General features: G+C 69.8%; 16 protein-coding genes. 6 read left to right on the plus strand and 10 right to left on the minus strand.

Translation table 11 applies throughout. The features are described 5' to 3' along the window. Positions 1-100 precede the first annotated feature (100 nt). On the minus strand, positions 101-1,240 hold the full coding sequence (locus KDL01_RS21915) for an Lrp/AsnC family transcriptional regulator (protein WP_212530436.1): 1,140 nt from the start codon (positions 1,238-1,240) through the stop codon (positions 101-103). Positions 1,241-2,083: 843 nt separating this feature from the next. Here KDL01_RS21915 and KDL01_RS21920 point away from each other — a divergent pair. After that, entirely contained in the window at positions 2,084-3,496 is a 1,413-nt protein-coding gene (locus tag KDL01_RS21920) for a type III PLP-dependent enzyme domain-containing protein (RefSeq protein WP_438801977.1), read from the plus strand. Further along, positions 3,489-5,099 (plus strand): N-acyl-D-amino-acid deacylase family protein, encoded by a 1,611-nt coding sequence (locus KDL01_RS21925; RefSeq protein WP_212530438.1) that lies wholly within the window; start codon positions 3,489-3,491, stop codon positions 5,097-5,099. Before KDL01_RS21920 ends, KDL01_RS21925 begins: the two co-directional genes overlap by 8 nt. Positions 5,100-5,444: 345 nt before the next feature. On the opposite strand, the gene KDL01_RS21930 is transcribed toward KDL01_RS21925, so the two are convergent. Continuing rightward, entirely contained in the window at positions 5,445-6,224 is a 780-nt protein-coding gene (locus KDL01_RS21930; RefSeq protein WP_212530439.1) for a class I SAM-dependent methyltransferase, read from the minus strand. 259 nt (positions 6,225-6,483) lie between these two features. Here KDL01_RS21930 and KDL01_RS21935 point away from each other — a divergent pair, with 259 nt between their 5' ends. Beyond that, positions 6,484-7,089 (plus strand): TetR/AcrR family transcriptional regulator, encoded by a 606-nt coding sequence (locus tag KDL01_RS21935; protein ID WP_212530440.1) that lies wholly within the window; start codon positions 6,484-6,486, stop codon positions 7,087-7,089. Positions 7,090-7,189: 100 nt separating this feature from the next. On the opposite strand, the gene KDL01_RS21940 is transcribed toward KDL01_RS21935, so the two are convergent. Further along, positions 7,190-8,326: a GntR family transcriptional regulator gene (locus KDL01_RS21940; protein ID WP_212530441.1), complete on the minus strand. Its 1,137-nt coding sequence runs from the start codon at positions 8,324-8,326 to the stop codon at positions 7,190-7,192. Positions 8,327-9,300: 974 nt separating this feature from the next. Continuing rightward, on the minus strand, positions 9,301-10,131 hold the full coding sequence (locus tag KDL01_RS21945) for a metal ABC transporter solute-binding protein, Zn/Mn family (protein ID WP_212530442.1): 831 nt from the start codon (positions 10,129-10,131) through the stop codon (positions 9,301-9,303). 237 nt (positions 10,132-10,368) lie between these two features. Between KDL01_RS21945 and KDL01_RS21950 the strand changes: the two genes are divergently transcribed. Beyond that, positions 10,369-10,683 carry a hypothetical protein gene (locus KDL01_RS21950; protein WP_212530443.1) on the plus strand — a complete coding sequence of 105 codons (315 nt, stop codon included), beginning with the start codon at positions 10,369-10,371 and terminating at the stop codon, positions 10,681-10,683. Here KDL01_RS21950 and KDL01_RS21955 read toward each other — a convergent pair. From KDL01_RS21955 to KDL01_RS21965, 3 genes are all read right to left on the minus strand, one after another. Beyond that, entirely contained in the window at positions 10,680-11,597 is a 918-nt protein-coding gene (locus KDL01_RS21955; RefSeq protein WP_246576788.1) for an FKBP-type peptidyl-prolyl cis-trans isomerase, read from the minus strand. The two genes, KDL01_RS21950 and KDL01_RS21955, sit on opposite strands and share 4 nt — an antisense overlap. Before the next feature lie 572 nt (positions 11,598-12,169). Continuing rightward, positions 12,170-15,454 carry a glycoside hydrolase family 48 protein gene (locus KDL01_RS21960; protein WP_212530445.1) on the minus strand — a complete coding sequence of 1,095 codons (3,285 nt, stop codon included), beginning with the start codon at positions 15,452-15,454 and terminating at the stop codon, positions 12,170-12,172. Positions 15,455-15,789: 335 nt separating this feature from the next. Continuing rightward, positions 15,790-16,467 carry a TetR/AcrR family transcriptional regulator gene (locus KDL01_RS21965; RefSeq protein WP_212530446.1) on the minus strand — a complete coding sequence of 226 codons (678 nt, stop codon included), beginning with the start codon at positions 16,465-16,467 and terminating at the stop codon, positions 15,790-15,792. Positions 16,468-16,615: 148 nt separating this feature from the next. Between KDL01_RS21965 and KDL01_RS21970 the strand changes: the two genes are divergently transcribed. After that, entirely contained in the window at positions 16,616-17,758 is a 1,143-nt protein-coding gene (locus tag KDL01_RS21970; RefSeq protein WP_212530447.1) for an acyl-CoA dehydrogenase family protein, read from the plus strand. Here the strand turns inward: KDL01_RS21970 and KDL01_RS21975 are convergent. Beyond that, positions 17,734-19,002 carry a hypothetical protein gene (locus KDL01_RS21975; protein WP_212530448.1) on the minus strand — a complete coding sequence of 423 codons (1,269 nt, stop codon included), beginning with the start codon at positions 19,000-19,002 and terminating at the stop codon, positions 17,734-17,736. The genes KDL01_RS21970 and KDL01_RS21975 overlap by 25 nt on opposite strands. Before the next feature lie 122 nt (positions 19,003-19,124). Next, positions 19,125-20,114 carry a Gfo/Idh/MocA family protein gene (locus KDL01_RS21980; RefSeq protein WP_212530449.1) on the minus strand — a complete coding sequence of 330 codons (990 nt, stop codon included), beginning with the start codon at positions 20,112-20,114 and terminating at the stop codon, positions 19,125-19,127. A gap of 208 nt (positions 20,115-20,322) precedes the next feature. On the opposite strand from KDL01_RS21980, the gene KDL01_RS21985 reads away from it, so the two are divergent. Then, on the plus strand, positions 20,323-21,228 hold the full coding sequence (locus KDL01_RS21985) for a glutaminase (protein WP_438801978.1): 906 nt from the start codon (positions 20,323-20,325) through the stop codon (positions 21,226-21,228). A 39-nt stretch (positions 21,229-21,267) separates the two neighbouring features. Here KDL01_RS21985 and KDL01_RS21990 read toward each other — a convergent pair whose 3' ends face one another. Continuing rightward, positions 21,268-24,369, minus strand: coding sequence for a glycoside hydrolase family 9 protein (locus tag KDL01_RS21990; RefSeq protein WP_212530451.1), 3,102 nt, complete (start codon positions 24,367-24,369; stop codon positions 21,268-21,270). Between the last annotated feature and the right edge of the window lie 202 nt (positions 24,370-24,571).

Consider the following 24,571-nt stretch of genomic DNA (forward strand, 5'->3'; position numbering starts at 1 on the left):
TATAAGAGACAGCGCCACCCCCGACATCACCCCCTCCCCTGAAGCAGACGACGCCGCTGACCTTGACCCCACCGCCGCTGCTGCTGTCACCGCTCGTTGATCAGCCCACCTCAGCCCTCACCGCCTGTCCCGTCGCGCCGGCCACACGTGCCGCCGTACCCACCGCGCCCGACGAACTCGCCGAACGCGGCCCGCTCGGCCCACTGACTACATCCGCCACGCCGAGCGGCCACCCCTCCTCGGTCCTGCCGACCGCACGCCCCGAAGCGTCGAGCAGCCGCCCCATCTGACGCAGCGTCCGCAGGCACACCGCCCTGTCCGCGACGTCCAGTCCCGGCATCCGCTCCGCGAGCGTCGCCTCGAATCGGGGCAGGTCCCCGAGCGTCGGCAGCCATACCATGATCAGCAGATTGTCCGGCCCGGCCAACGCACAACACATCCGCGTCTCGCCCAGCACGGCGAGCTGACGAGCCGTCGCATCCAGCCGCTCCGGCGCGACCCGCAGCCTCACAACCGCTGTGACGGGCGTCCCCGATACCGACTGCGCCACCTCGCAGCGCAATCGCACCAACTGGTTGACGAGCAGCCGGGTCATGCGGCGACGCGCTGAGGCCTCGCTTATCCCCGCACGCTCGGCCACCCGATTCGCGGGCATGCGGCCGTCCTCGTGCAGCAGCGCGAACAGGCTCCGATCCACTGCGTCCGTGCGCACGTGACGCCGGTCCGGCTGCACCGCCGAACGCGCTGCGGCTTCAAGCGCGGAACGCTGAGTCGGGGTGAGCGTGTGCAGTCGCCAGGCGCTGGGCTCTCGATACCCGGCAGTACGCAGATGAACGCGATACGAGGCGACGCCGACGGTCGTGGCGAGCCGCTCGCTGAGATAGACGGCCACGTCAGCCGGCCCGGGGACTGCTATCACGACAAGCAGCTCATAGTCAGAGGCGAGTTGGTGCAGGTACCGGACCTCTGGCTGCCGGTTGAGCACGGCGGCCACGTCGTCGAGATGACCGGGACTACATGCGACATCTATATAGGCCATGCAGAACTCACTGTGGGCGAGCGGCCCCGCAACGCAGGTCACCCAGGCCAGCCCCGACGCTTCAAGCCGCTCCCACCGCCGCGCCGCCGTAACCGGGTCCACCCCCAGCGCGGCACCTATCGCGCTCCACGGCGCTCGCGGGGCCACCTGAAGCGCGTTGATGAGCGCCAGGTCGAGTTCATCGACGGAATCCTGCGGCACAGCCAACATTCTGACCACAAACTGACGGATCCTGACAACCTTTGCGGCTCCAGATACGTGATTATCAATAGTGAACGGTAAGCCGCAGAGAGTAGCGCGGAAGCAGCACGAGACCCAAGGAGCGTCATGAACGGCAGGAGCAGCACCACAACGTCAGCGCCGTCCTCCCCTGCCGCGCTCGCGACGACTGCGGCAGGCACCGCGCCCGCGCATGCCACGCCACCTGCGAAAACGCCTCCGCTCACACCGCCCGCACCAGCAGCGACCTCCGTACCCGCGGCGCCGCCAGCAGCGCCCGCACCAGCCACGTCGTCCGTACCCGCGGCCCCGTCGACACCGCCCGCATCGGCGGCCATGTCACCCTCGCCCGCTTCGGCGGCCCCATCGTCCGCGCCGCCTCTGCCGACGGCCGCGTCCCCAGCCGCGCCTCCAACGCACGAGCCGGGCGCACAGACCTCCTCCACACAGACGTCGCGCGCACAGACCTCCTCCGCACAGGCATCGCCCGCACAGACCTCCTCCGCACAGACGTCTTCCGCACAGACGTCGCCCCCGTCGCCCGCACAGATGTCATCCACGCAGGAATCGTTCGCGGAGGTATCGCAGGCATCATCCGCGTCGCAGGTGTCATCCGCACGCGAGCCGTCAGGACACGAGCCGTCGCAGCGCCTGCTGTCCGCGCACGAACCCTCCGCATACGAACCGCGCACGCGCCACTTGTCAGGGCGCGAAGCGAACGAGGGGCACGAGCCGCCAGGTCACCGCCCGCCCACTCCCGAACCGCCCACTCCCACTCCCACGCCCACGCCCGCATCCACGTCCACGTCCACGTCCACGGACGGGCTGCCCGAACTCCGCCTGCCAGCCCATCAACTGTCGCCATCCGCTACCGCACGCAAGGCTGCCGCCGTGCGCGCAGCCGCTGTCGAAGGCTTGATCACCGAAGATTCCCCAGTCGTCGGCTTCATCGACCTCGATGCGATCGCCGTGTCACAGGCTGAGCTCAAGCAGGCCTTCGCCTTCACCTCCGCGCCCGTTCTGCACGCCTTCGCGGCCAAGGCCGCGAGTCTCGTCCCTGTACTGCGTCTCTTCGCCGACGCGGGCATGGGATGCGAGGTAGCGAGCCCAGGCGAACTCGCCCAGGCCCTCGCCGCGGGCTTCCCGCCGGAACGTGTAGTCCTCGATTCGCCGGCCAAGACCCCCTCAGAGCTGCGCGAAGCCCTGCGCCTCGGCGTGGCCGTCAACGCGGACAACTTCACCGAACTCGAGCGCATCGACCGCCTTCTCCGCGAACTCCACCCGCTCGACGCGCACGATCATGCTCCCGCACTCGGGCTACGTATCAATCCGCAGGTCGGCGCGGGCACGATCGAGGCGATGAGCACCGCCTCGGCGCGTTCGAAGTTCGGCGTGCCGCTGCGTGACAGGGGCGGCCGCGAGGCGATCATCGCCGCGTTCGACCGCTACCCCTGGCTCACCCGCCTTCACGTGCACGTGGGTTCGCAGGGCTGCCCGCTCGAGCTCATCGCGGCGGGCATCCGCAGCGTCTACGAACTCGCCGAGGAGATCAACGCCCGAGCCGCAGCCGATCCCGAGCGACGCCGCGGAGGCCGCGTCACCAGCATCGACATCGGCGGCGGATTGCCGGTGAACTTCGACGACGACCGGGTCAGTCCGACCTTCGCCGAATACGCCGAGGTACTGCGTGACGCCGTCCCGGGACTCTTCGACGGGCGCTATGGATTGGTGACCGAGTTCGGCCGCTCGCTCAGCGCGAAGAACGGATTCACCCTGGCTCGGGTGGAGTACGCCAAACAGGTCGCCGATAGGCGGATCGCGCTCACACACGCCGGGGCGCAGGTCGCCACGCGCACGGTGTTCATGCCGGAGTCCTGGCCGCTGCGCCTGAGCGCCTACAGCTCGGACGGGTGGCCCAAGCTCGGCCCGGTGTGCACGCATGACGTCGCAGGGCCCTGCTGCTTCGCCGGGGACCTGGTGGCCACCGGACGGGACCTCGAAGTACTCGACACCGGCGATCTGATCCTGCTTCACGACACCGGTGGCTACTTCTTCACCGCGCCCTGGGCCTATAACAGCCTGCCGCGCCCGGACGTCTACGGGTTCCGCGTCGACGCCGACGGCAACGTCCGCTTCACCCTGATGCGGCGGCGCCAGACCCTGGACGAGATCGTCGCCGAGGCCGGCGGCGACCCTGCGTCCGCGAACTCCCGCACCTCGGAGCACTCCCTTGGCTAAGCACGAACACGGCACCGGTCCCGAGCAAGACGAAGACCCGACCGGGCACGAGTACGACATCCTCATCCTCGGCGGTACGGTCGTCGACGGCACCGGCGCCGAACCTCAAGTTGCTGATGTGGGTGTGCGCGGGGACCGCATCGTCTTCGTAGGCCAGGCACCAGACGATGCTCGCGCGCAGACCACGATCGAGGCCGGCGGGCTGGTCGTCGCGCCCGGCTTCATCGACCTGCACACTCACGTCGACTTCACCGTCGAATCAGTCCCTGCCGCCCATGCCTGCGTCCGTCAGGGCGTGACGACCGTCGTCACTGGCAACTGCGGTAACTCGGCATTCCCTGCTCCCGCGTTCAGTATCGACTTCGAGTCGTATGCCGCTCGGGTTCAGGCCACCGAACCCGCCGTCAACCTCGCCGCGCTCGTCGGCCACGGTGCCCTGCGTACCGCGGTCGTCGGCGAAGACCGCAGAGCCGCCACGGCCGAGGAGACGGGCCGCATGGCGGATCTGCTCGGCGTGGCGGCGCAGCAAGGGGCGTTCGGCCTGTCCACCGGTCTGATCTACGCACCGGGTTCGTTCGCCGACACGGACGAGGTCGCCGCGCTCGCCGACGTCGCCCACGCTCACGACCTGCTCTATGCCACCCATCTGCGCGACGAGGGAGACGGACTGCTCGGCGCCCTCGACGAAGCTCTCGACGTCGCGAGGCGGACCGGCGTGCGACTCCAGGTCTCGCACTTGAAGGCCATGGGCCCGCCGAACCACGGCAAGGTCCGCGACGCACTCGTGCGGATCGACGAGGCACGCGCTTCGGGACTCGACGTGGCCTGCGACGTCTACCCGTACACCGCATCGTCGACGCTGCTCACCTCGCGCCTCCCGGACTGGGCGATGGACGGCGGCGACGTCCGTCTGCTCGAGCGCCTGCAGGATGCCGACACGTCCGCCCGCATCGCGGAAGAGCTCGAGGGCAACGCCGACTGGGCATTCCTTCCGGACGCAGTGGTGCTCGCGGGGCTGCCTGCCGGCCGATACTCCGAGTTCGTCGGGTGCAATCTGCGCGAGGTGGCCAAACGCACGGACCGCACTGCGGCGCAGGCGATGCTCGACGTACTGCGCCGGCACGACGCGCAGGTGTGGATCGTGAACCACGCCATGGCCGAGGAGGACGTGCGCACGGTGCTGCGCCACCCGGCAGCCGCGGTGTGCAGCGACGGCTGGGAGCTGACGACGGACTGCGAAGGCAGCCCACACCCGAGGCACTTCGGCACGTTCGCCCGCATCTTCAAGGAGTACTGCCGGAGCGATGCGTCATCGGGAGAAGCCCCTGGAGCAATCCTCAGCCTGCCCGAGGCGATCCACAAGATGACCGCGCTCCCCGCAGCGCGCCTCGGCCTGACCGACCGGGGAGTGCTGGCTCCCGGTCAGATCGCGGATGTAGCAGTGTTCGACCCTGACAAGGTGGCTGACACGGCGACCTACCGCGCCCCCAAGTCCTATGCCCTGGGCACTCGCGCGGTGCTCGTCAACGGCATCCCCGTACTCATGGAGGGAGAACAGACACCCGCCAGACCTGGCCGCGTCCTGCGCAAAACCCGCCCCTGACGACGGAAAACCCGCCCCCGCGTTGCCACCAATGACAGCAGCCAGCCACGCCAACCACGGTGGACGACCGCAGACGATTACAGACGATTGCAGACGACCGCAGCCCAGAGTCGACACCGGCAGAGGACACCAAGCACCAAGCTGCGTCGGCCAGCAGCGTTCGACAGCGGCATTGCCGACCGCTACGAACGCGAGCAGCCTGCGCGAGCAATGCCAGTGGACGATGCGGCTGACGACGTGAGCGCCTGTCCGCCGCCCTAGCCGCCGATGGCTGACTGACAGCCACGTCGCCCGACGGCGCACAATCTGACGCCGGCACGGGGCAGGCTGCAGCGGCCGACGGCGTCAGCCAGTGGTGGGAGCGGTCCGCACTGCCGTGATCGCAACCGTGGTGTACGGCATCGTGAACTGGCCACCAAGCTCGTCGATCGCGGCGCCGAGGCCGTCGATGAGCGCGGCCAGCTTCTCGGCCGGCATCACGTTGCTGTTGCCGAACGTCGGCACCTGGTCAAGCCACGCGTCCCGCGTGTACACGTGCTCCCAGGTGAAGCGCCACTCCTCGGGCTCGCCGAACTCGGCGGACGCGCGAATGGCGTCAGCCGTCTTCATCAGGATTGGCGCGTAGGCGTCGATCACCGGCCGGGTCCAGGAGAACACCGTGTTCTCCGGCAGGACCGTGCGATAGACCGCGTCGAACGCGGCGGCCACCTCGGCCGTGGGCTGGAAGAGATTCCAGAACACGGCCAGCCGACCGCCGGCACGCAGCGCGGACGCGGCCTTGGATGCCGAGGCGTTCAGCTCAAGCCAGTGCCACGCCTGTCCGGAAACGACCGCGTCGAACGTGCGACCGGACGTATCCCAGGTCTCGAACGCGGCGACCTCGGCTTCGACGCCGCTCTGTCGCGCCAGTTCAACCATCCGCGCGTCCACATCGACGCCGAGGACTCGGCACCCGGCCGCGAGCAACTGCCGCGCGACGATGCCGGTTCCGCACCCGACGTCGAGCACCTCGGCACCCGGGCGTCCGGCAAGCACGCGGTCGAGCAGGGGAACGGGATACCGCGGCCTGGCACGGTCGTACCGATCCGCGTCGGCTCCGAACGACTCGGCGACTTCGCGCGCCATGTGCGGTTCGGGCGCGCTCGCCTGGCCAGAAGTCGCGGATTCGTCGCGACCCTGCGGAGACTCCTGCGCCTGGAATGCCTGACCCGCAGGTGGCGCCTGAACTACCGGTGACGCCTCACCCACGGGTGACGTCAGTGCAGGTGACGGCGACGAGGACGGCGGCGATGCAGGCGACGGCGGTATAGTGGGCATGCGCCCACACTAATGGGCGCTTGCCCACTCTGCAACGTGTCCGACGTCGAGACCAGAAAGGCGCCCCGTGCCCACAGGCGTGGCCCTGCGCGATCCCAAGGACCAGCTTTTCGCCGCCGCCGAGCGCGTACTTCTGCGCGACGGTCCGGCCGGCCTGACCAGCAGAGCCATCACCGATGAAGCCGGGTGTGCCAAGGGCGTGCTGCACCGCCACTTCGAGGACTTCGACGCCTTCCTAGCCGAGTTGGTACGCGACCGCGCGGACCGCGTGACGGCCAGGTCGGCGCAGCTCATGGAGGTCGTCGGGCTCGGTTCGCCGATCGTGCACCTGACCGGGGCCCTGTTCGACCTCTTCGACCCCGTCGCGGTGGGAATCGTCGGCCTGATCACGGTGCGCGATGAACTGCGAGCCCGACTGCGCCAGACCTGGCCTCGCGGCGTACCGATCCTGGCCGAGGGCAAGGGGATGATCACCGGCTACCTCGCCGCCGAACGTGACCGCGGCCGCATCGCCAAGAGCGCCGACCTCGACACCCTCACGCTGATGCTGATCGGCAGCGCCCACCTGCTCTTCGCTGGAACCGACGCCCCACCCGACCGCACCGAAGTGCGCGCCGTCGTCACGGCGGTGGTCGCGGGCGTCATCGAGACAGAGAGCGGAGAACCGAGGTAGCGCTGGCGCCTGACTGCCGCGACTTCAATCAGGTTGAGGACCACGACCACGACCACGACTGCGACTGCGACTGCGACTGCGACTGCAGAACGGTCCCCCTTCACAGGCTCAGAGCTGGCCTGCGGCTGGAGTGGGCCGCGTCGAAGCGGTCGGACGGCGCGTGGATGACGGTCGCTTCGAGCGGGCGACCGCGTCCGTCGAGCATGACGCGGGTGAGGGTGAGCAGGGGGACTCCGACCTCTATCTCCAGTGCGTCGCGCTCGCGGACTGTGGGCATGCGTGCGCTGACGCTCGTGGTGAAGGTGACGGGGCCGTGGTAGCGGATCAGGTCGGAGTAGACGTCGAGGTCTCGGTGGGGGCCGGTTTCGGTCTCGGACTCGGGCGTTGAGGCGGTGGCTATGTCGACATTGGGAACGGCAGTGACGGGGGTAGCAACTTCCGTGGGGGCATCGGCGGAATCGGCACCGTCAGCATCGTTGGTGGCATCGGAGGCAGAGGCGCCAGGGGCGTCGGCGGGGAAAGTGAACAGGTTCGTAGGCACGAATGAGCTCAGGGCGATGAGGTAGCCGTTCTCCTGGTGGCGCCATCGTTCTTCGCGAAGGACGATCGGTTGTTGCGGTCTGAGCCTGAGTGCTGTGGCTCGTTCGGCGCCGCACGCGACGATCTGGGCGTTGCGGGCTTGGGAGATGCCATTTCGAGGCGGCGAGGATCCAGGGGCTGGCGAGGACGCGGAACTCTGCTCGGGTAGGGAAACCGGCGAAGATGCGGAGTTCGGTGCGGGGGCGGAGGTCGGTACGGGTGCAGAAATTGGTGACGGCTCGGAATCCGGCGACGGTTTGGATGTGAATGCTGGTGCGGGTATGGGTGCGGACACCTGTTCAGGGTTGGGCGGTGGGGAGAATGACTTGTGGTGTGGGCTCGTTTGGGCCCAGCCGTGCCGAGTTGGGTCGTACGCGCTGCCGAGCAGGTCTACGTGTGGGGCGTGGTCGCCGATCAGGATGGTACGGCGTTCGGGACGTATGCGGACGAAGGTGCCTCGGCCTCTTGCTGCGCTGACCAGGCCTTCGCGGGCGAGTTCGGCTACGGCGCGGCGGACGGTGGAGCGGGAGGCGCGCAGTTGATCGGCCAGGGCGGTTTCGCCGGGCAGTTTGGAGCCCTCGGGGTACTCGCCTGAGTTGAGCTTCGCACGCAGCAGATCGACGACTCCGGAGGTGTGCGGGATATCCGGCCGGGGCATGGCAGCTCCCTAATATAGGTCGACGGTCTGGTGCGGCTGACACGGCTGGCTCACTCGGTGGGCGGGTGCGGCCGGCGTGGCTGGTCCGGCGAATTCGGCAGATACAGCCGGTACGGCAGACACGGGAGACGCGGCAGATGAGGCAGATAAGGCAGATAGGGCAGATAGGGCAGATAGGGCAGATGAGTCTGGTGCAGGCAGGTACGGCTGGCGCAGCCAGCGCAGCCGGGTGCGGCAGACACGGCTGGTGCGGCAAGTGCGGCAAGTGCGGCAAGTGCGGCAAGTGCAACAGACACGGCTGATATGGCCAGCGGAACCGGGTGTGGCAGACGCAGCTGATGCAGCTGATGCAGCTGATGCAGCCAGTGCAATCGACACGGCCAGTGCCGCCAGTGCAACCAGATGCGGCGCGCGCGGCCAGCTCGGTGAGCGCAGCCAGTGCGATTGACACCGCCAGTGCAACCAGGTGCGGCGGACGCGGCCGGTGCAGCCGGGCGCGACAGGCGCAGGCTGGCACAGCTGGCACGGCTGGCACGACAGAGGAAGCCAGTGCGGCAGACGCGGCGGATCCAGCAGAGTTCGGCTGGTTCGGAAGACTCGGCTGATTGGCGGCGTCGGGACGCATACAGCCGCATCGGCGGGGTGTACGGAGACGGGGATCGGCGCGCGCACGTCGCACGTCGCATGTCGCATGTCGCATGTCGCATGTCGGCTGCACGACAACAGCACGGCAGCACGGCAGCACGGCAGCACGGCTGCACGGCTGCACGGCTGCACGAGGGTGACACCGGAGTAGCACCGGAGTGACAACTGCTGATCGAGCTCGAAATTGACCTGGGCAGACGTGGAGGGCTGACGGTACGGGCGGGGGGTTGTGCTCCCCTTTTCTTCCGTACCGCAGCCCTCCGCCGGCCGGAACCCGGCAGGTGTTGTGCGGCATTGCTCCTGCCGAGTCCGGCTCACGTCTCCAGCCTCTAGCCCTGAGCCAGTGCCTGACTCACCGACTGGAGCTGGCTGGTCTGCCACTCCTGGTAGTTCGTGCCTGCCGGTTCCGGATAGGCGCTGAGTGTGACTACCGGGATCTGGTCGACGCCGGCCTCCTTGAGGATCGCCTGAACGGCGGCTCCGGGGTCTTCGGCGTCGCACAGAAGGATCTTTCCGCCGCCGGTCGCGAGCTGGGCGGCGGAGGTGGGTTGGACGGCCTTGAGGCCGAGTTGGGCGGCGAGTTCGGTGCCGAGGGCGTCGCAGGTTTCGATGACGGTGCCGACATACTTCTGCTTGATCGACTTGATCAGCTGTTCGTCGGCGGTGACGGCGTTCTGGTCGAACACGGTCTCCTGCTCCTGGAAGTACGCCTGCTCCTTCGGCCGCAGTTGGACGAAGTCCTGTTCCAGCTGCTGCACCGCGGTCTGGACGTACTCGGGGTCGTACCACAGGTACGGGTTCTCGCCCGGGGTCACGCCGACCTGGTTGGCGACGTTGACCTCCAGACGGTCGATGCCCGGGTTCGAGCTGAGGGTCTCGCTCACCCAGGGGTCGAGTCCGGCGCCGTTGAGGATGACGAGCTGGGCCGCCTGCATCGCCTTCGTGTCGGCGGTGGTGGGTTCGAAGGCGGCGGCGGCCTGGGGTGTTCCGGCTACGCCGCCCTTGCCGTCGATGCCGAGGATGCTGGTGATTTGGACCTGGCTGCCGCCGATCTGGGAGGCGATGTCGCCCCAGACCGCTTCGGCGGCCACGACCTGGATCTGGGTGCCGGTGTCGGTGGCGCCGCCGGTCGAGGGAGAACTGCAGGCTGCCGCGGCCATGATGCAGCTGGATGCCAGGAGGATGGCGGCGGCGGTTGTGGCACGGCGGCGGCGAGGGGGAAGCTGGACGGTGCGAGCAGCAGCAGCGGGGGCGGTGGGGATTTGGCTGCGGCTTTTGGCGGGACGCGAGCGGCGGGATCGGCGGAAGTGGCCAGGCAGGCAGGAGTAGTCAGTCGCTTGGGAGTGGCCAGGCTGGCGGGAGCAGCCAGGCTCGTGGGAGTCGTCAGACTGACGGGGGTGGCCAGGCTGGCGGGAGCGGTCAAGCTCGCGGAAGTGGCCAGGCTCATGGGAGCCGTCGGGCTCGTGGGAGCGGTCGGGCTCGTGGGAGTCGTCGGGCTGGCGGGAGCGGTCGAGCTCGCGGAAGTGGCCAGGCTCATGGGAGCCGTCGGGCTGGCGGAAGCAGTCAGGCTCGTGAGAACCGTCGGGCTCGCGGAAGCAGCCAGCCTCGTCGGAGCCGTCGGGCTGGCGGAAGCAGTCAGGCTCGTCGGACCGGTCAGGCTGGTGGGAGTGGTCGGGCTGGTGGGACATGATGCTCCTCTCTCCCGCGCTTAGGCCGTCGGCGGCGTGTAGGCGTCGATGACGTCGACGACGAACACGAGGGTGTCGTTGTTGTCGATGTCCGGGGGCTCGGCCTGATCGCCGTACGCCAGCGCGGGTGGGATGACCATCAATATCCTGCTTCCGACCTTCACACCGCCCAGCGCTTGCTCCATGCCGGGGAGGACCTCGTTCGCGCCTAGGACGAACGTGTCCGGGGTCTTGTTCACGTAGGTCGAGTCGAAGACCGTGCCGGAGCGCCAGACGACGCCGCTGTACTGCACGACCACCGTCTGGCCGGAGGTCAGGGGCGCGCCGCTGCCTTGCACGAGCGTCTTGACGGTGAGCTTGGTCGGCGGCGCGGTCTTGGCCGGGATGGTGATCTTCGGGCCTGCGGACGCGCTCTGCTCGACCACCTCGGGCAGCTTCGTGCCGGGGTCGTAGGCGACGGGGGATCCCTGGGCGGCAGCCTCTTCGGGGACGCTGGTGAGTACGTCGAACACGAATACGAGGGTGTCGCTGCCGGTGATGTTGAGCTGCGAGTAGCCGCTCTTGCCGAAGCCGTCGGACGGCGGGACGACCATCATCACGCGGCTGCCTACGCGCTCGCCGGCCAGCTGCTTCCACGCGGGCATCACGCCGCCGGTCGCGAGGGGGACCGACTGCGGCTGGCGGTTGGTGTAGCTGTCGAAGACCTCGCGGTCGCCGGCCCACACCTTGCCCTCCACGTAGACCAGGGCGAGGTCGCTCGACTGGACCACGGGGCCGGTGCCTGCAATCAGGGTTCTGATGACGAGGCCGGTGGGCGGGTTGCCGGTCGGCATGGAGATCTCGGGGTCGGACAGGTACGCGCCGGTGACCTTGGGCAGCGACTCGTCGGACACCCCGCTGCTGCAACCGGTCGCGGCCGAGCCGAGGACGACGAGCATCAGCAGTGAGCACAGCAGGCGGAGGTGGCGCGACCGGAGGAGACGCTGGAGATGGAGACGTGGGGGGCGCGCACGGAGTTCTCTTGCATGTGCGATGCGTGCCGTGCGTGCGATGCGTGTGGTGCACGCGATGTGCGGTTCGTGTGCGGTGCGCAGGGGGGATATCGGGGGGGATATCGGGCTCATGGGGTTCTACCGTCCTTGGAGCGGAGCCATTCGAGTGAGCGTTCGAGCAAAGTTTTCGAGCAGATTGTTCGAGCAGAGTGATCGAGCAAAGTGCCCGAACAGATCTTTCGAGCAGAGCTTTCGAGTGAGCGATTGAGCGGGACGTTCGCCTGGGTGTGGTGCGGTGGAGCTGCCTGGAGCGGTACGGGAACGAGGTACGGGAGCGAGGTACTGGGTGACGGACGGAACGACGGACGGGGTGACGGACGGGGTACGGACGGAGCGATGCGAAGCAGCGAGCTTGCGAGCACCACCGGCCGGGGGGCGTGCGGCCCGGGTTCCCCCGGACCGCACGCTTGTCACCACTGCCGTGCACTCAGCTCCTTACTCGACTCGCCATCCTGATATCAGAATCCGGACGGCGGGGCGACGGTCGGGAACAGGTACGCGAACGAGTCGAACGCGGTGGCGATGTCCGACTCGGCCCAGAACCGGTGGTAGTTGAACACCGGGGCCGCGCCGCCGTTGAGGTAGGTGGCAACCTTGGACCACTCGGGGTCGCCGACGTACCAGGGGCGGATGGAGATGAAGGTGTTGGTCGCCGAGCTGAGCTTGATGCCGCCCGGGAAGGTCCCGGTCCAGCTCGACGGGAAGTACACACCCTCGTAGGTGGTGGTGTTGTAGGCGACGTCGAAGTTCGAGTAGTCGGTCCGGGTCTCCGGGGCCGAGTAGCCGAGCGAGTCGCCGTAGTACTTGTGGATGGTGTCGATGATGTTCTGCGCGTACGTCTCCGCCGTGGTGTCACCGGACTTGGCGGCGTAGTACTCGAACACCTTCGCCTCCGACGCGGCCACGCCCAGGTCGGTGCCGGGGCTGGAGGTGGTCACGTGCAGGCCGGTGTTGGCGGGCGGGGTGGAGGAGCTCGAGGTGCCCGTGGTCCAGCTCTCGGCGGGCTGACCGGACCAGGTCAGGGTGCCGGGAGTGGTCAGGGTGCCCGTGCTCGGGTTCACCGTGGTCACCGACTCGGCCCAGCTGACCCACTTGGCGAGGATCGCCTGGGCCTGGGTGTTGCCGGTCTCGTAGTAGTACTCGGCCACCCGCTCCATCGGCCACGTCTGGTAGCCGAACCACTGGTTGCTCGGCGGGTTGTGGTACACCGGCTCCCAGTCGTAGTACATCCCGTCGAAGGTGGGGTCACCGGTGGGGGGCTTGGCGGCGTCGCCGTAGTTGCCGCCCCAGTTGTTGGTGACACCGCCCGCGATGGCGCCCTCGGAGGACTGCAGCCAGCTGAACAGGTTCAGCTGCGTGGTCAGGCTGGTGGCCCAGTCCGACTTGGCCGTGGGCGAGAGCGGGATGAGGTCGGAGTCGGTCGAGAGCGCGTAGGCCGCCAGCGGGTTCTGGTAGCCCTCGTGGATCTCGGTGCCGCTGATGCGCCAGGACCACGCGCCCGTGGTCGAGCCGCCCCAGGCGTCGTACCAGGACATCAGGTACGTGTCCTCGTTCGCCTTGGAGGTGCCGGCCGGGCAGGCCACCGAGCCGTCCTGGCTACAGGCGCTGGTGATCTGCTTGAAGTACTTGTCGAACATCGAGTACCGCAGGTAGTCGCCGAGCTTGGCGGCCTTCGCGGTGGTCGCGGTGATCGACGAGGTCTTGCCCTGCGCCTTGGCGTAGGTGTCGGCCCAGAACGCGGCCTGCACCATGCGCGCGTCGGCGTCCGGCGCGTCGGTGTACTTGTACTGGGCGGCGAAACTGCCGCCGCCGTTGTTGAACAGGTCGAGGAAGCCGTTGGGGCCGCCGTAGGTCAGGGCGTCCCAGTCGGGCTGGTCGACGGTGTCCCACACCGACTCCTCCGAGCCGCGCTGGAAGGTGTTGATCCAGCTGGGCGTGGAGGTGCCGTTCTCCTGCTGGCCGAAGCCGTAGCGGTTGTCCGTGTCCATGATCCACATGGGCTGGTACATGTCGCAGTTGCCGTAGGTGGACTTGAGCTCGGCGAACAGCGGGTCGGAACCGACCGGCACGGAGGAGTTCAGGGCGACCGGGTAGTCGCTCGGCGCGCCTTCCTCGGGGCCGTAGGTGGCCGGCGAGGAGGCGTTGTACGTGCACTGACCCGGCTGGTTCGCGTCGTTCGGGATCATGTAGGTTTCCATGTTCGTCCATGCGTTGACGAACGGAGTCCAGTTCCCGGTGACGCGGCCGTAGTCGGCCTCGAGCCACAGCCAGTAGCTGTAGGTCTCCGACGTGGTCTCGTGGCCGTAGTCCGGAGCCTCGACGATCAGGGTCTCCACCGAGTGGTACGGGATGCCCTTGGGGCTGAAGTACCCGTTGGCGGGGTTCTTGATGTCGTCATAGAGGTTCAGGAACCACTGGTCGTAGGCCGAGCCCGACTGTGCCTCGGTCACCGCGACGGTCCCGGAGGTGTATCCGGAGGCCGAGGCCGTGACGGTGCCGGCGGCGCCCACGTCCGCGGCTGTCGAGCCGGAGGCGACGGTGGCCTGCTGGGCCACGTTCCAGTTCGACGGCGTGAAGGTGAGCGAGGAGCCGGCCGAGACGGACAGGTCCGAGTCACCGCTCGCCGCGAGCGCGACCGTGACGTTCGAGGTGGGAGCCGAGGACAGGGCCACACCGACCGTCGCGGAGGACTTCTGGGCCACCGTCAGGATGGTCGGGTTGAGGATGATCGTCGGACCCTCGACGGTGATCGCGATCGGGTAGGAGGTGACGGACTGGTTCAGGTTGTCCGTCGCCACGGCCGTGATCGAGTAGTTGCCGGCGGGCACGCTGGCCCACTGGACGGTCCACGGGCTGGCCGTGGTGACCCCGATCTCGGTGTTGCTGCCCGCGCTGGTGCTCGCGTAGTACGTCACCGACTTGATGCTGCCGGAGGAGCACGCGGCGGCCTGCACCGTGATGTTCGAGCCGGGAGTGAAGATCTCACTCGCGGTCGGGCTCACCAGGGACACGCTGGGCGCGAGCACGTTCGAGGACGAGGATCCGGGCACCACGGTGCACGGCGCCGCGGTCCCGGTGCCCGTCGAGGTCGGCGAGGCGGACGCGGAGGCGGAGGCGGAGGCGGAGGCGGAGGCGCTCTTGGACGGGCTCGCACTGGCGGAGGCCGAGGCGCTGGCCGAGGCCGACGCGCTCGCCGAAGCCGACGCCGACGCCGAGGCGCTGGCCGACGCGGAGGCGCTGGGGCTCGGGCTCGCGGTGCCGCCGGTGTTGCTCGAACACGCCACCCCGTTGAGGGTGAACGCGGTCGGGGTGTCGATCGAGCCGCTGAGGTTGAAGTTGGCGCCCAGGCCGGTGGAGCCACCGGTGGCCAGCGCGCCGTTCCAGCTCAGGCTGGCGACGGAGACCGCCTTGCCGCTCTGCGTCCAGGTGCCGTCCCAGCCGCTGGAGAGCGTCTCGGAGCCGGCGTAGGCGTACTGCAGGGTCCAGCTGGTCAGCGCCGGGCCCTCGTTGGTGATGGTGATCTGCACCTGGAAACCGCTGGTCCAGTTGGAGGTCACGGCGTAGTTCACCGCGCAGGCGGGGGTGGTGGAGGCCGCGGGCAGCGCCACGGATTCCGAGACCGGTGCGGCCTGCGCCGACGTCGCGCCTGCGGCGAGGCCGCTCGCGACCAGCGCGCTGGTGCCCGCCCAGACGAGTGCGGTGCGCCACCGCCATCGCCGGTCCGGACGTTCTGTGCGTCTCATGGGTTTTCGAGCCCTCCTAGATCCTTGCCCAGCGCCGAGCGGTCAGGAGGCGGCCGCACCGCCGCGCCCGCGCAAAAGTGGCGCGGGAGGGTTCCCGCGCTGGGTGGACAGTAGGCACGGGGGTAGGGGGCGTAAAGCAAGCGGAGCCGTACCCGGTGCGCACCGGCGTCCGTAGCTGCTCGGACGTCATCAGGACGCTGACTTTTTGGGGAAACTTTCATGGAATGCCAAGCTTCCCCTTGGTTGCCAGGGGTACCGCACTTCGGGTATTGAGCGGTTTCCGGCAAAGGAGGCGCGGGGCGGGAATCCGCGGCGAATCCTAGAACACAGAGTCCTTATTCGAGCAGTCGCTCGAGCTGCGGGAGCAGGCGGTCGAGATCCTTGCGGGTGCGCAGGACCAGGACTGACGCCGCGTCCGGCGAGGGCGTGGAAGGGGCCGGCGCCGGGCCGAGTCCGGCGGCGTGCAGGCGCAGCACCTCGGCCATCGCGTCCGCGAACTCCGCGCGCACGGCCTCGGTCTCGCCGCGCAGCCAGCGGCGCAGGACGTGGTTGTGCGCGGTGACGGCGGCGTTACCGAGCAGCTCGGCGTGCAGGCGGGCGGCGGGGGTGTCCGGCAGCCAGCGCAGCGCGAACTCGCGGAAGAGCCGCTGGTACTGGCGCATCGAGGCGACCTCGCGGTCGCGCAGCGCGGGGACGGCATTGGTCAGGCGGTAGCGGATGCGGGCGCGGCGGCCCTCGGTGAGGTAGTACTCGAGCACGATCGCGGTGGCCTCGGTGAGCGCGACGCCCGCGGTCTCGGCGGTGGCGGTGGACAGCCGGGCGGCGGCGGCCTCGAGCAGGGCCTCGTGCGGGGGGAAGATCACGTCCTCCTTGGCCCGGAACAGGCGGAAGAAGGTGGTGCGCCCGGCACCGGCGCGCGCGGCGATCTCGTCCACGGTGGTCTGGTCGTACCCGCGCTCGTCGAACAACTCGAACGCGGCGTCGATGAGGCGGTCGCGTGCCGTCAGGGCCATGCCGTGCTGCCTTCCGCTCCGGCGGGGCCCCTTGACCCCGGGCTGGTACGAAGTACTACAGTAACGGTACTCAGTTCCACCGCGAATGTTCGATCCACTGTGGAGCGGCACTGGGGACAGGCCGCAGCCGAACCGGAGGGTCCCGCCCATGCAGCACGTCGCCGATGCCGTCGACCCGCGCGCCCTGGCCGGTCACGGCCGTCACGCCGAAGCCCTGCGCGCCTGGGTGGGCGCGCTCGCCACGGCCGAGATCGCGCCGTACGCGGCGAGGGTCGACGCCTCACGCTACTTCCCGCTCGAGGCCTACGACGCGTTGCGCGCGGCCGGGCTGCACGCGCCGTACCTGCCGACCGGCTTCGGCGGGGCGGGCTTCGGCGAGTCGGCGGTGTGCGCGGTGATCGAGGAACTGGCCCGGGTGTGCGGGTCCGCCGCGCTGATCCCGGCGGTGAACCTGCTCGGCGCGGCGCCGCTGCTGCTGGCCGGGGACGCGCGGCTCAAGCGCCGGTACCTCGCCCCGGTGGCGGCCGGCGAGGCGCTGATCGCGTCGGCGATGTTCGAGGACTCCGGCGAGGCCGAGGAGGTCGGCTGCCGGGCGGTGCGCGCGGCGGACGGGCGCTGGCGGCTGTACGGGGCCAAGCCGCGCGTGGTCAACGCGGGTGTCGCGCACTTCTACACCGTGCTGGCGGTGACCGATCCGCAGGCCGGTCCCGAGCGGGGTCTGAGCGTATTCGTGCTCGAAGACGGTGATGCGGGTCTCGAGCTGGGCGAGCGGCTGCCGCAGCACGGGGTGACCGGGATCCCGACCCGGCGGCTGCTGCTGCACGGCGTGGAGCTCGGCGAGGACCGGCTGGTGGGCACGGTCGGCGACGGCCTGCGCATCGCTCGGCGTACGCGCGAGTACGGCCAGGTGGCGGTCGGTGCGCACGCGGTGGGCGTGGCCCAGGCCGCGCTCGACTGCGCCGCCGCGAGCACCGAGATCGCCGAAGTCGCCGAGATCACCGTCACCGAAGTCACCGCGCTCGCCGAACTCGTCGCGAGCGCGCGGAACGCGGTGGCCGAGGCCGCGACGGCGTTGGAGAGTGCCGATCCGGCTTCGGCCGCGGCGGCGGCGCGGGCCCGCGGCCGGGGGTGCGCGGCGGCGACGCGGGTGACGCGCGAGGTGCTGGCGGCTCTGGCCCAGAACCCCGCGGCGGCGCGGGCGACGGCGGATCGGCTGCAGCGCGACGCGCGTGCGGTGGCGTGGCCGGCGGTGGCGGAGCTGGAGCGTCAGGGAACTGATCTCGCGGCCTGATCGGGCGTGTCGGCGTCGTCCGGGCTGTCTGGGCCGTCCGGGCCGTCCGGGCCGTCCAGGAATTCGAGCACGGCCAGGGCGCACAGCACACCGAAGGCGAGTCCGAAGACGACCCAGCCGGTCGGGTAGGGCCACAGTGCCAAGGCGAGCGACGCTCCGGCGACCAGGACCCAGGCGATCCAGCGCTTGCCGCGGTGCACGAATCGGCCGACCGGGCCGAGCCGCATGCCGAGGCGTCGGGCCGTCGAGCGCAGGCCGGCGAACGCCGCGTACCACAGGGCCCGAACGGCGACGGCGCGCCTGCCGTGCCCGCTCAGCCACGCTCCGAGCGCGATGACGAGGCCGAGCACGATCACGGTCCTGGCGGTGCTGCGCAGGAATCTGACCAGGGCGTCGTACACGGCGGCGGCCGCGGGCGGGGAGACGGACGCGGGCAGGTCGCTGAGATAGAAGCTGCGGAACACCGAGATCCCAATCAGCAGCACCAGCGAGGCTCCCGCGGAGCCGAGAGCGAAGGCGACCAGGGCACGCCGTCGACGGCCGGCGATGAGGACGCCGACGAGCGCGAGCACGGCCCCGATCACCGGGAGCCAGTCGCCGGCGAATTGCAGAAGCCTGAACCAGGTCCTGAACCGGCCGACGTCCTGCGACCGGGCCACGGTGAAGTCGGTGTGGATCTCGGGCAGGCGGTTGACGGCGCTCAGCCCGGCGTCGGCCAACTGCTGCTTGACCTGGTCGATGACCGGTGCGAGGTCGATGACGACGGCGTCGTCGGTGAGTTGGACGGAGCTGCTGCCGTTGCCGGTCAGGGCCTTGACGACCTGGTCGTGCGCCAGGCGGTTGGCGTTGGTCCAGGCGGCGGCGAACGCGCCGGACTGCGTGATCCGCAGCGCGGTGTCGTGCACGAAATCGGTGAGCGCCGCCTGGGCCGGCCGGGCGGCGACCTGCGGCAGCAGCGTGCCCAGGTCGAGGCGGGAGGTCAGGGCCGTGGTGACGCGGTCGGCCACGGCCTCCTGGACATCCGGGTTCGCGGCGAGCGGGCCGACCGCCGCGACGTAGCGGTCCGTGTCGCCGATGACGTCGGCCGCCCAGGTCGACAGGATGCTGAGCGGGGTGAGCACGCAGGCCAGCGTGATCAGCACGGCCGACCAGAGGGACTGGAAGCGCCCTCGACGCGGCGACGGCGTGGGGACGCTCGCTGCCGCGCCGCGCGACCGACCGTCCGTCACCTGGCCGTCCGTCACCTGGCCGCTCCCGCCGAAGATCTTCCGACCTTCAGTAGACGGGTGGCGCGCACGGCGCGGCAAGCGGGAGGCGACGGACGGGCTACGGTGCCGGCGACAGGCGCGCTACGCCCGGCGCGGGCTCACTCCCCGGGGTAGCGCAGGCCGATCCGCTCGCGCACCAGGTCGAGGGTGCGCATGATCGCGAGCGTCTCGTCCAGCGGCATGACCGGGCTCTCGAGCTCGCCCGCGCGCAGCCGGGCGCCGACCTCGGCGGCCTGGTGGCGCAGGCCGTGGCCCTCGTGCGGGAGGTGGGTGGTGTGCGAGGTGCCGTCGAGCGCGATGACCTCCACCGGGCTGGTGCGGGCCCACGGCTGGGTGATCACGATCCGGCCCTCGGTGCCGACGATCGTGGCCGTGTTCGCGCTGCGCAGGTCGAGCGCGGTGGTGACCACAGCCTGGGCGCCGTCGGGGTACTGGAAGACCATCGAGGCGTGCGCGTCCACGGCGGTGTCGGTCATCGCGGCGACCGCCTCGACCCGCGCGGGCAGCCGGCCGCCGGTGGCCATCGAGACCAGCGAGACCGGGTAGATGCCCAGGTCGAGCAGGGCGCCGCCGGCGAGCTCGGCGGCCCGGATGCGGTGCGTGGGGTCGGTGCTCAGGATGTCGCAGCGGTCGGCGATGACCGAGCGGACCGCGCCGATCCGGCCTTGCGCGATCAGCTCGCGGACCAGGGCGAAGTGCGGCAGGAACCGCACCCACATGGCCTCCATCAGGAAGGTGCCCTTGGCCCGGGCCGCGGCGATCATCTGCTCGGTCTCGCGGGCGTTGACGGCGAAGGGCTTCTCGCACAGCACCGCCTTGCCGCCCTCGATCGCGGCGAGGGTGGCCTCGGCGTGGCCGGTGTGCGGCACGGCCACGTAGATCGCGTCCACCTCGGGGTCGGCGGCGAGCGCGGCGTAGCCGACGTGGCGGCGCGGGATGCCGAAGCGGTCGGCGAAGGCGTCGGCCGACTCCTGGGAGCGCGAGCCGACGGCGACGATCTCGGCGTCGGGCAGCAGGGCGAGATCGGCGGCGAAGGCGGACGCGATCCCTCCGGTTCCGGCGATTCCCCAGCGAATGCGGTCGGCCACGGTGGATCCCTCCAGATGTGACGCTCGGTTCGACACCAGGTCGACACGCGTGCTGCGTCGTTCGATACGTTACGGTCTCTTGATCGTCGAGAACCTTACTCCGCCGGACCGGGGCTGCGGAATCCCCGGCTCACCCGTTCATCGCCTGCGGCTCGCCGCGGCCGGTGCCGGTGCTTAGGCTCGTGTCGTGCCCCAGTTGCCCGCAGATCTGCCCGAGCTGCTCGAACAGGTGCGCGCGGACGTGGCCGGGCGGGTCGGGGCGGGGAAGGTGGCCGACTACATCCCGGCGCTGGCCTCGGTGCCGGGCGACCGGTTCGGCATGGCGGTCGCGACCGTGGACGGGCGGCTGCACGGGGTGGGCGACTGGCGCGAGCGCTTCTCCATCCAGTCCATCTCCAAGGTGTTCGGGCTCGCGCTCACCCTGGGCCTGGACGGGGACCTGCTCTGGCAGCGGGTCGGGCGCGAACCGTCCGGCGGGCCGTTCAACTCGCTGGTGCAGCTCGAGCACGAGAAGGGCGTGCCGCGCAATCCGTTCATCAACGCGGGCGCGCTGGTGGTCACCGACCGGCTCCTCTCGGTCACGGGCGACGCGACCGGAGCGGTTCTGGAGCTGCTGCGCGGGGAAACCGGGGAGCCCGGCCTCGGCGTGGACTCGCTGGTGGCCGAATCAGAGGCCGCGCACGGGGATCTTAACGCGGCGCTGGGCTACTTCATCTCGGCCCACGGCAACATGGACAACCCGGTGCGCTCGGTGCTCGCGCACTACTTCCGGCAGTGTGCGATCTCGATGAGCTGCGGCGAGCTGGCCTGGGCGGCGCTGTTCCTGGCCCGGCACGGTTCGCTGCACGACGGACGCCGGCTGCTGAGCGAGGTGCAGGCCAAGCGGGTCAACGCGGTCATGCTCACCTGCGGCGCGTACGACGCGGCGGGCGAGTTCGCCTACCGTGTCGGGCTGCCGGGCAAGAGCGGGGTGGGCGGCGGCATCCTCGCGGTGGTGCCGCGCCTGTGCACGGTGTGCGTGTGGAGCCCCGGCCTGGACGAGCAGGGCAACTCGATCGCGGGCGTGGCCGCCCTGGAGCGCTTCGCCGACCTGACGGGATCGTCGGTGTTCTGACGACCCCGCCAGGCCTACTCAGAGTGTCACCGCGTTATATCAACTCGAGCATGCCGTTCCATTGAGGCTGAACGACGTCGGGTTGGCGTCGCTGTTGGTGTACGTGCCGGTGAAGCCGAAGGTGACGGAGCTGCCGGGGCTGATCGAGGCGTTGTAGGACTCTGCCGTGGCCGTCACCGACTCACCGGTCTGGCTGTAGGTGGCGTTCCACAGGGTGCCGATCTTCTGGTCGCCCGGGAAGGTCCAGGCGAGTGTCCAGCCGTTGATCGTGCTGGTGCCGGTGTCGGTGATCACGACCTGGCCCTGGAAGCCGCCGGGCCAGGAGTTCTCCAGGGTGTAGACGGCGGAGCAGGACCCTGCCGTACCGGTCGGGCTGGAGCTGGGCGAGGCCGACGCGGAAGCCGAAGCGGAGGCCGACGCGGACGGACTGGCCGAGTGCGAAGCCGAGGCCGAGGGCGACGGACTCGCGGACGCGGACGCCGACGCGCTCGCCGAGGCCGAAGCCGAAGCCGAGGCCGACGCGCTGGCCGAAGCCGACGGCGACGGCGACGCGCTCGCCCCGCTGGCCAAGGTGGTGAACGCGACGGCGGTGAGCACCGGGGAGATGCGCCCGGTGGAGTCGAGCGCCGCGACTTCGTAGCCGTACGCGGTGCCGGCGGTCAGGCCGGTGAGCGTGTACGAGGTCGCACTCGCCGCGGTCGTGGTCACCGGCTTCGGCGTGGGCGTCAGCTCGTAGACCTCGTACCCTGCGACGGCGTTGGTGCCGGCCGCCGACGCCGCCCAGGTGAGCGTGGCGCCGGAGGAGCTCACCGCCGAGGCCACGGGCGTGCCCGGCTGCGAGGGCGCGGTGGTGGAGCTCGCCGTGAGGGAGGTGTTGGACGAGGTGATGAACTGCGCCACCTTCGAGCCGGCCGAGGCGAGCCCGGCGTTGTCGACGGCGGTGACGTAGTACCCGTACGGCGAGGTCCGGTTCGCGTTGAGGCCGGTCAGCGCGTACGAGGTGGACGTGGTGGTGCCGACCAGGGTGCCGGCGCTGGAGTAGAGGTCGTACCCGGCGATCGGGTTCGTGCCCGCGGTCGAGGCGGTCCAGGACAGGGTGGCCCCGGTCGAGGTGACCGAGCCCGCGGTGAGCCCGGCGGGCGTGCTCGGCGGCGTGGTCGCGGCCGGCCCGCTCCCCCACACCAGCGTGTTGCCGGAGTAGAGCGGGATGTCGGCGACCGTCACCGGCGTGGCGCCCGAGGTGGTCGGGATGCCCTGGAACGACCAGTCCTCGGCCGGGTTGTGCGCGGCCGGGAAGGTGATCCGGAACTGGACCTGCGCCTGGTAGTCGTCGCCGGTGTAGTCGGCCTCGCCGACCGGCTCGAGGTCGAGGTTCGAGCAGTCCACGGTCAGGTAGTAGATGTTGCCCGAGTACTGCGTCGGGGTGCCGAAGGAGTTGCACTGGTTGTAGGACGAGCTCAGCGTGATCTGGCTCGCGCTCTCACCCGAGTCCAGGGTGAAGTAGTAGCGGAAGTTCGCGTCCTTCATCGGGCGGGCCGGCCAGGCCGACTGGTTGTTGACCAGGGCCTTGATCTCGATGAAGTTCGTGCCCTCGTTGTTGATCGCGGCCTGCACGTACTCCTGCGGCCCGTCCGGCAGTTCGGCCTTGGGGAAGGTGGAGACCGGAGTGCCGCCGTACTGCTGGGCGAGTCGGGCCAGGGCGCCGGAGAACAGCGCGTTGTAGTCCAGCGCCCCCTCCGTGTACTGATACTCGCTGCGCACGTCCTGGAAGGCGTCGTTGTTGCTGGTCGGACCGCCCACGAGCAGGCCGTAGTCCACGTGCCTGGTCTGGGTCGGGGTGGTCAGGTTGTCCGCCCAGGAGTCGTGCGCGGTGGAGTTGTGCGGGTACTGCGGCCAGCTGCTGTTCGACCCGTTGTCGGTGTATCCGACCTCGTAGCTCTCGTTGTCCGGGTTGTCGCCGAGGATGTAATTGATCTGATTCACCGCGAAGGAGTGGTAGGTGGAGGCCAGGGTCGCACTGCCCCCGGAGGAGGTCAGGTAGTCGCTGAACTCCAGGGCCGCGAAGGCCGTGTTCGCCGAGTAGCGCAGCGATCCCCACTGGTTCAGGAACGCCTCGCCGCCCGGCGAGTAGGAGACCTCTGATCCGTTGAACCCGGTCGTCCACCAGTTGAGGTAGTCCTCGGCGTCGGTGATGTACTGCGACTGCCCGGTCAGCTGCGCCAGCAGGATGTAGTCGGCGTAGCTCACGTCGTCCCAGCTGATGGTCCAGTTGTACTCGTGCAGGGTGGACTGGCTGGCCAGCGGCAGGTTCGCGTAGTCGGTCTCCGCGGTGGTGAGCCAGCTGGCCGTGCCGGTGGCGCGGTAGAGCCAGATCGCGCTCTCCACCAGCTCGTCCCAGTAGCCGCTGACCGAGGTGTAGTACCCCTGGGCGCCGGTGATACAGCTGCTGTAGTCGCCGCGGTAGGTGTTGGCGAAGGTGTAGAGGCCCTCGGCCTGGGTGAGCAGCTGGGCCGAGTACTTCGCGTCGGAGGACTTGAACACGATCGAGGACGCGGCCAGCGCGGCCGCCGCCTCTCCGGCCAGGTCCGCGCCAGGGCAGGAGGCGGTAATCGCGTACGAGGGGCGGGTGTTCGGGTTCGTCTCGGCCGGACCCCAGTACTGGTGGTCCGTGCTCGCGTCCGCGACCTGGCCGTAGAACGTGGTGGGCCCGGTGAACGCGGACAGGATGTAGTCGTCGCCCCAGCGCAGGTTCTCCTGGCCGGTCAGGCTCTGTCCGGCGTCCGCGTAGCCCTGCGGGTAGTCGACCATGCCCCAGGCCAGCATCGTCATCGAGTACGCCTCGGGCAGCCCGAACTTCACCAGGTCGCCGGCGTCGTGGAAGCCGCCGGTGAGGTTCACCCCGTGGTCCGAGCCGTCGGTCAGGTCCGAGTCCCCGCGCCAGTCCACCGGATTGTCCGGCGCGAGCTGGCCGGAGCGCTGCGTCTCGTAGAAGAACATCGAGTCCTGCAACGCCTCGGCGTAGTCGTAACTCGACGGGGCGGCGTGCGCCTTGGGCATCACCACGAACATCCCGGTGACGGTCAGCGCGACGGCGCTCGCCATCGCGATCCGGCGCCGGTCGATCAGCGCTCGTAAGCGCATCGGTCCTCCCTGATCCAGCCGTGGCCGGGCCCGCCCCAGCGCGGACCCGGCTGGTCGGGAGATTACGGAGGCGGCGGCGCGCGGCAAGAACGCGCGGCGCGCCCGCGCCGGACCCGGTCCGGCCGGAGGCGTCCGGCCTGCCGGAAGAAGCCCGCGCCCCGGTACGCGGCGCAGGGCCGAGCTGAAACTTACAGTCCCCGCG

It is taken from the genome of Actinospica durhamensis, from assembly GCF_018139695.1.
Lineage (GTDB): Bacteria > Actinomycetota > Actinomycetes > Streptomycetales > Catenulisporaceae > Actinospica > Actinospica durhamensis.

Coding starts and splice junctions, on each gene's coding strand:
- KDL01_RS21930 (WP_212530439.1), bottom strand. CDS start 6,224: ATGGCGCGCGAAGTCGCCGAGTCGTTCGGAGCCGACGCGGATCGGTAC.
- KDL01_RS21940 (WP_212530441.1), bottom strand. CDS start 8,326: ATGCCCCGGCCGGATATCCCGCACACCTCCGGAGTCGTCGATCTGCTG.
- KDL01_RS21945 (WP_212530442.1), bottom strand. CDS start 10,131: ATGGCCGCGGCAGCCTGCAGTTCTCCCTCGACCGGCGGCGCCACCGAC.
- KDL01_RS21955 (WP_246576788.1), bottom strand. CDS start 11,597: ATGCTCGTCGTCCTCGGCTCGGCCGCGACCGGTTGCAGCAGCGGGGTG.
- KDL01_RS21960 (WP_212530445.1), bottom strand. CDS start 15,454: ATGAGACGCACAGAACGTCCGGACCGGCGATGGCGGTGGCGCACCGCA.
- KDL01_RS21965 (WP_212530446.1), bottom strand. CDS start 16,467: ATGGCCCTGACGGCACGCGACCGCCTCATCGACGCCGCGTTCGAGTTG.
- KDL01_RS21970 (WP_212530447.1), top strand. CDS start 16,616: ATGCAGCACGTCGCCGATGCCGTCGACCCGCGCGCCCTGGCCGGTCAC.
- KDL01_RS21990 (WP_212530451.1), bottom strand. CDS start 24,369: ATGCGCTTACGAGCGCTGATCGACCGGCGCCGGATCGCGATGGCGAGC.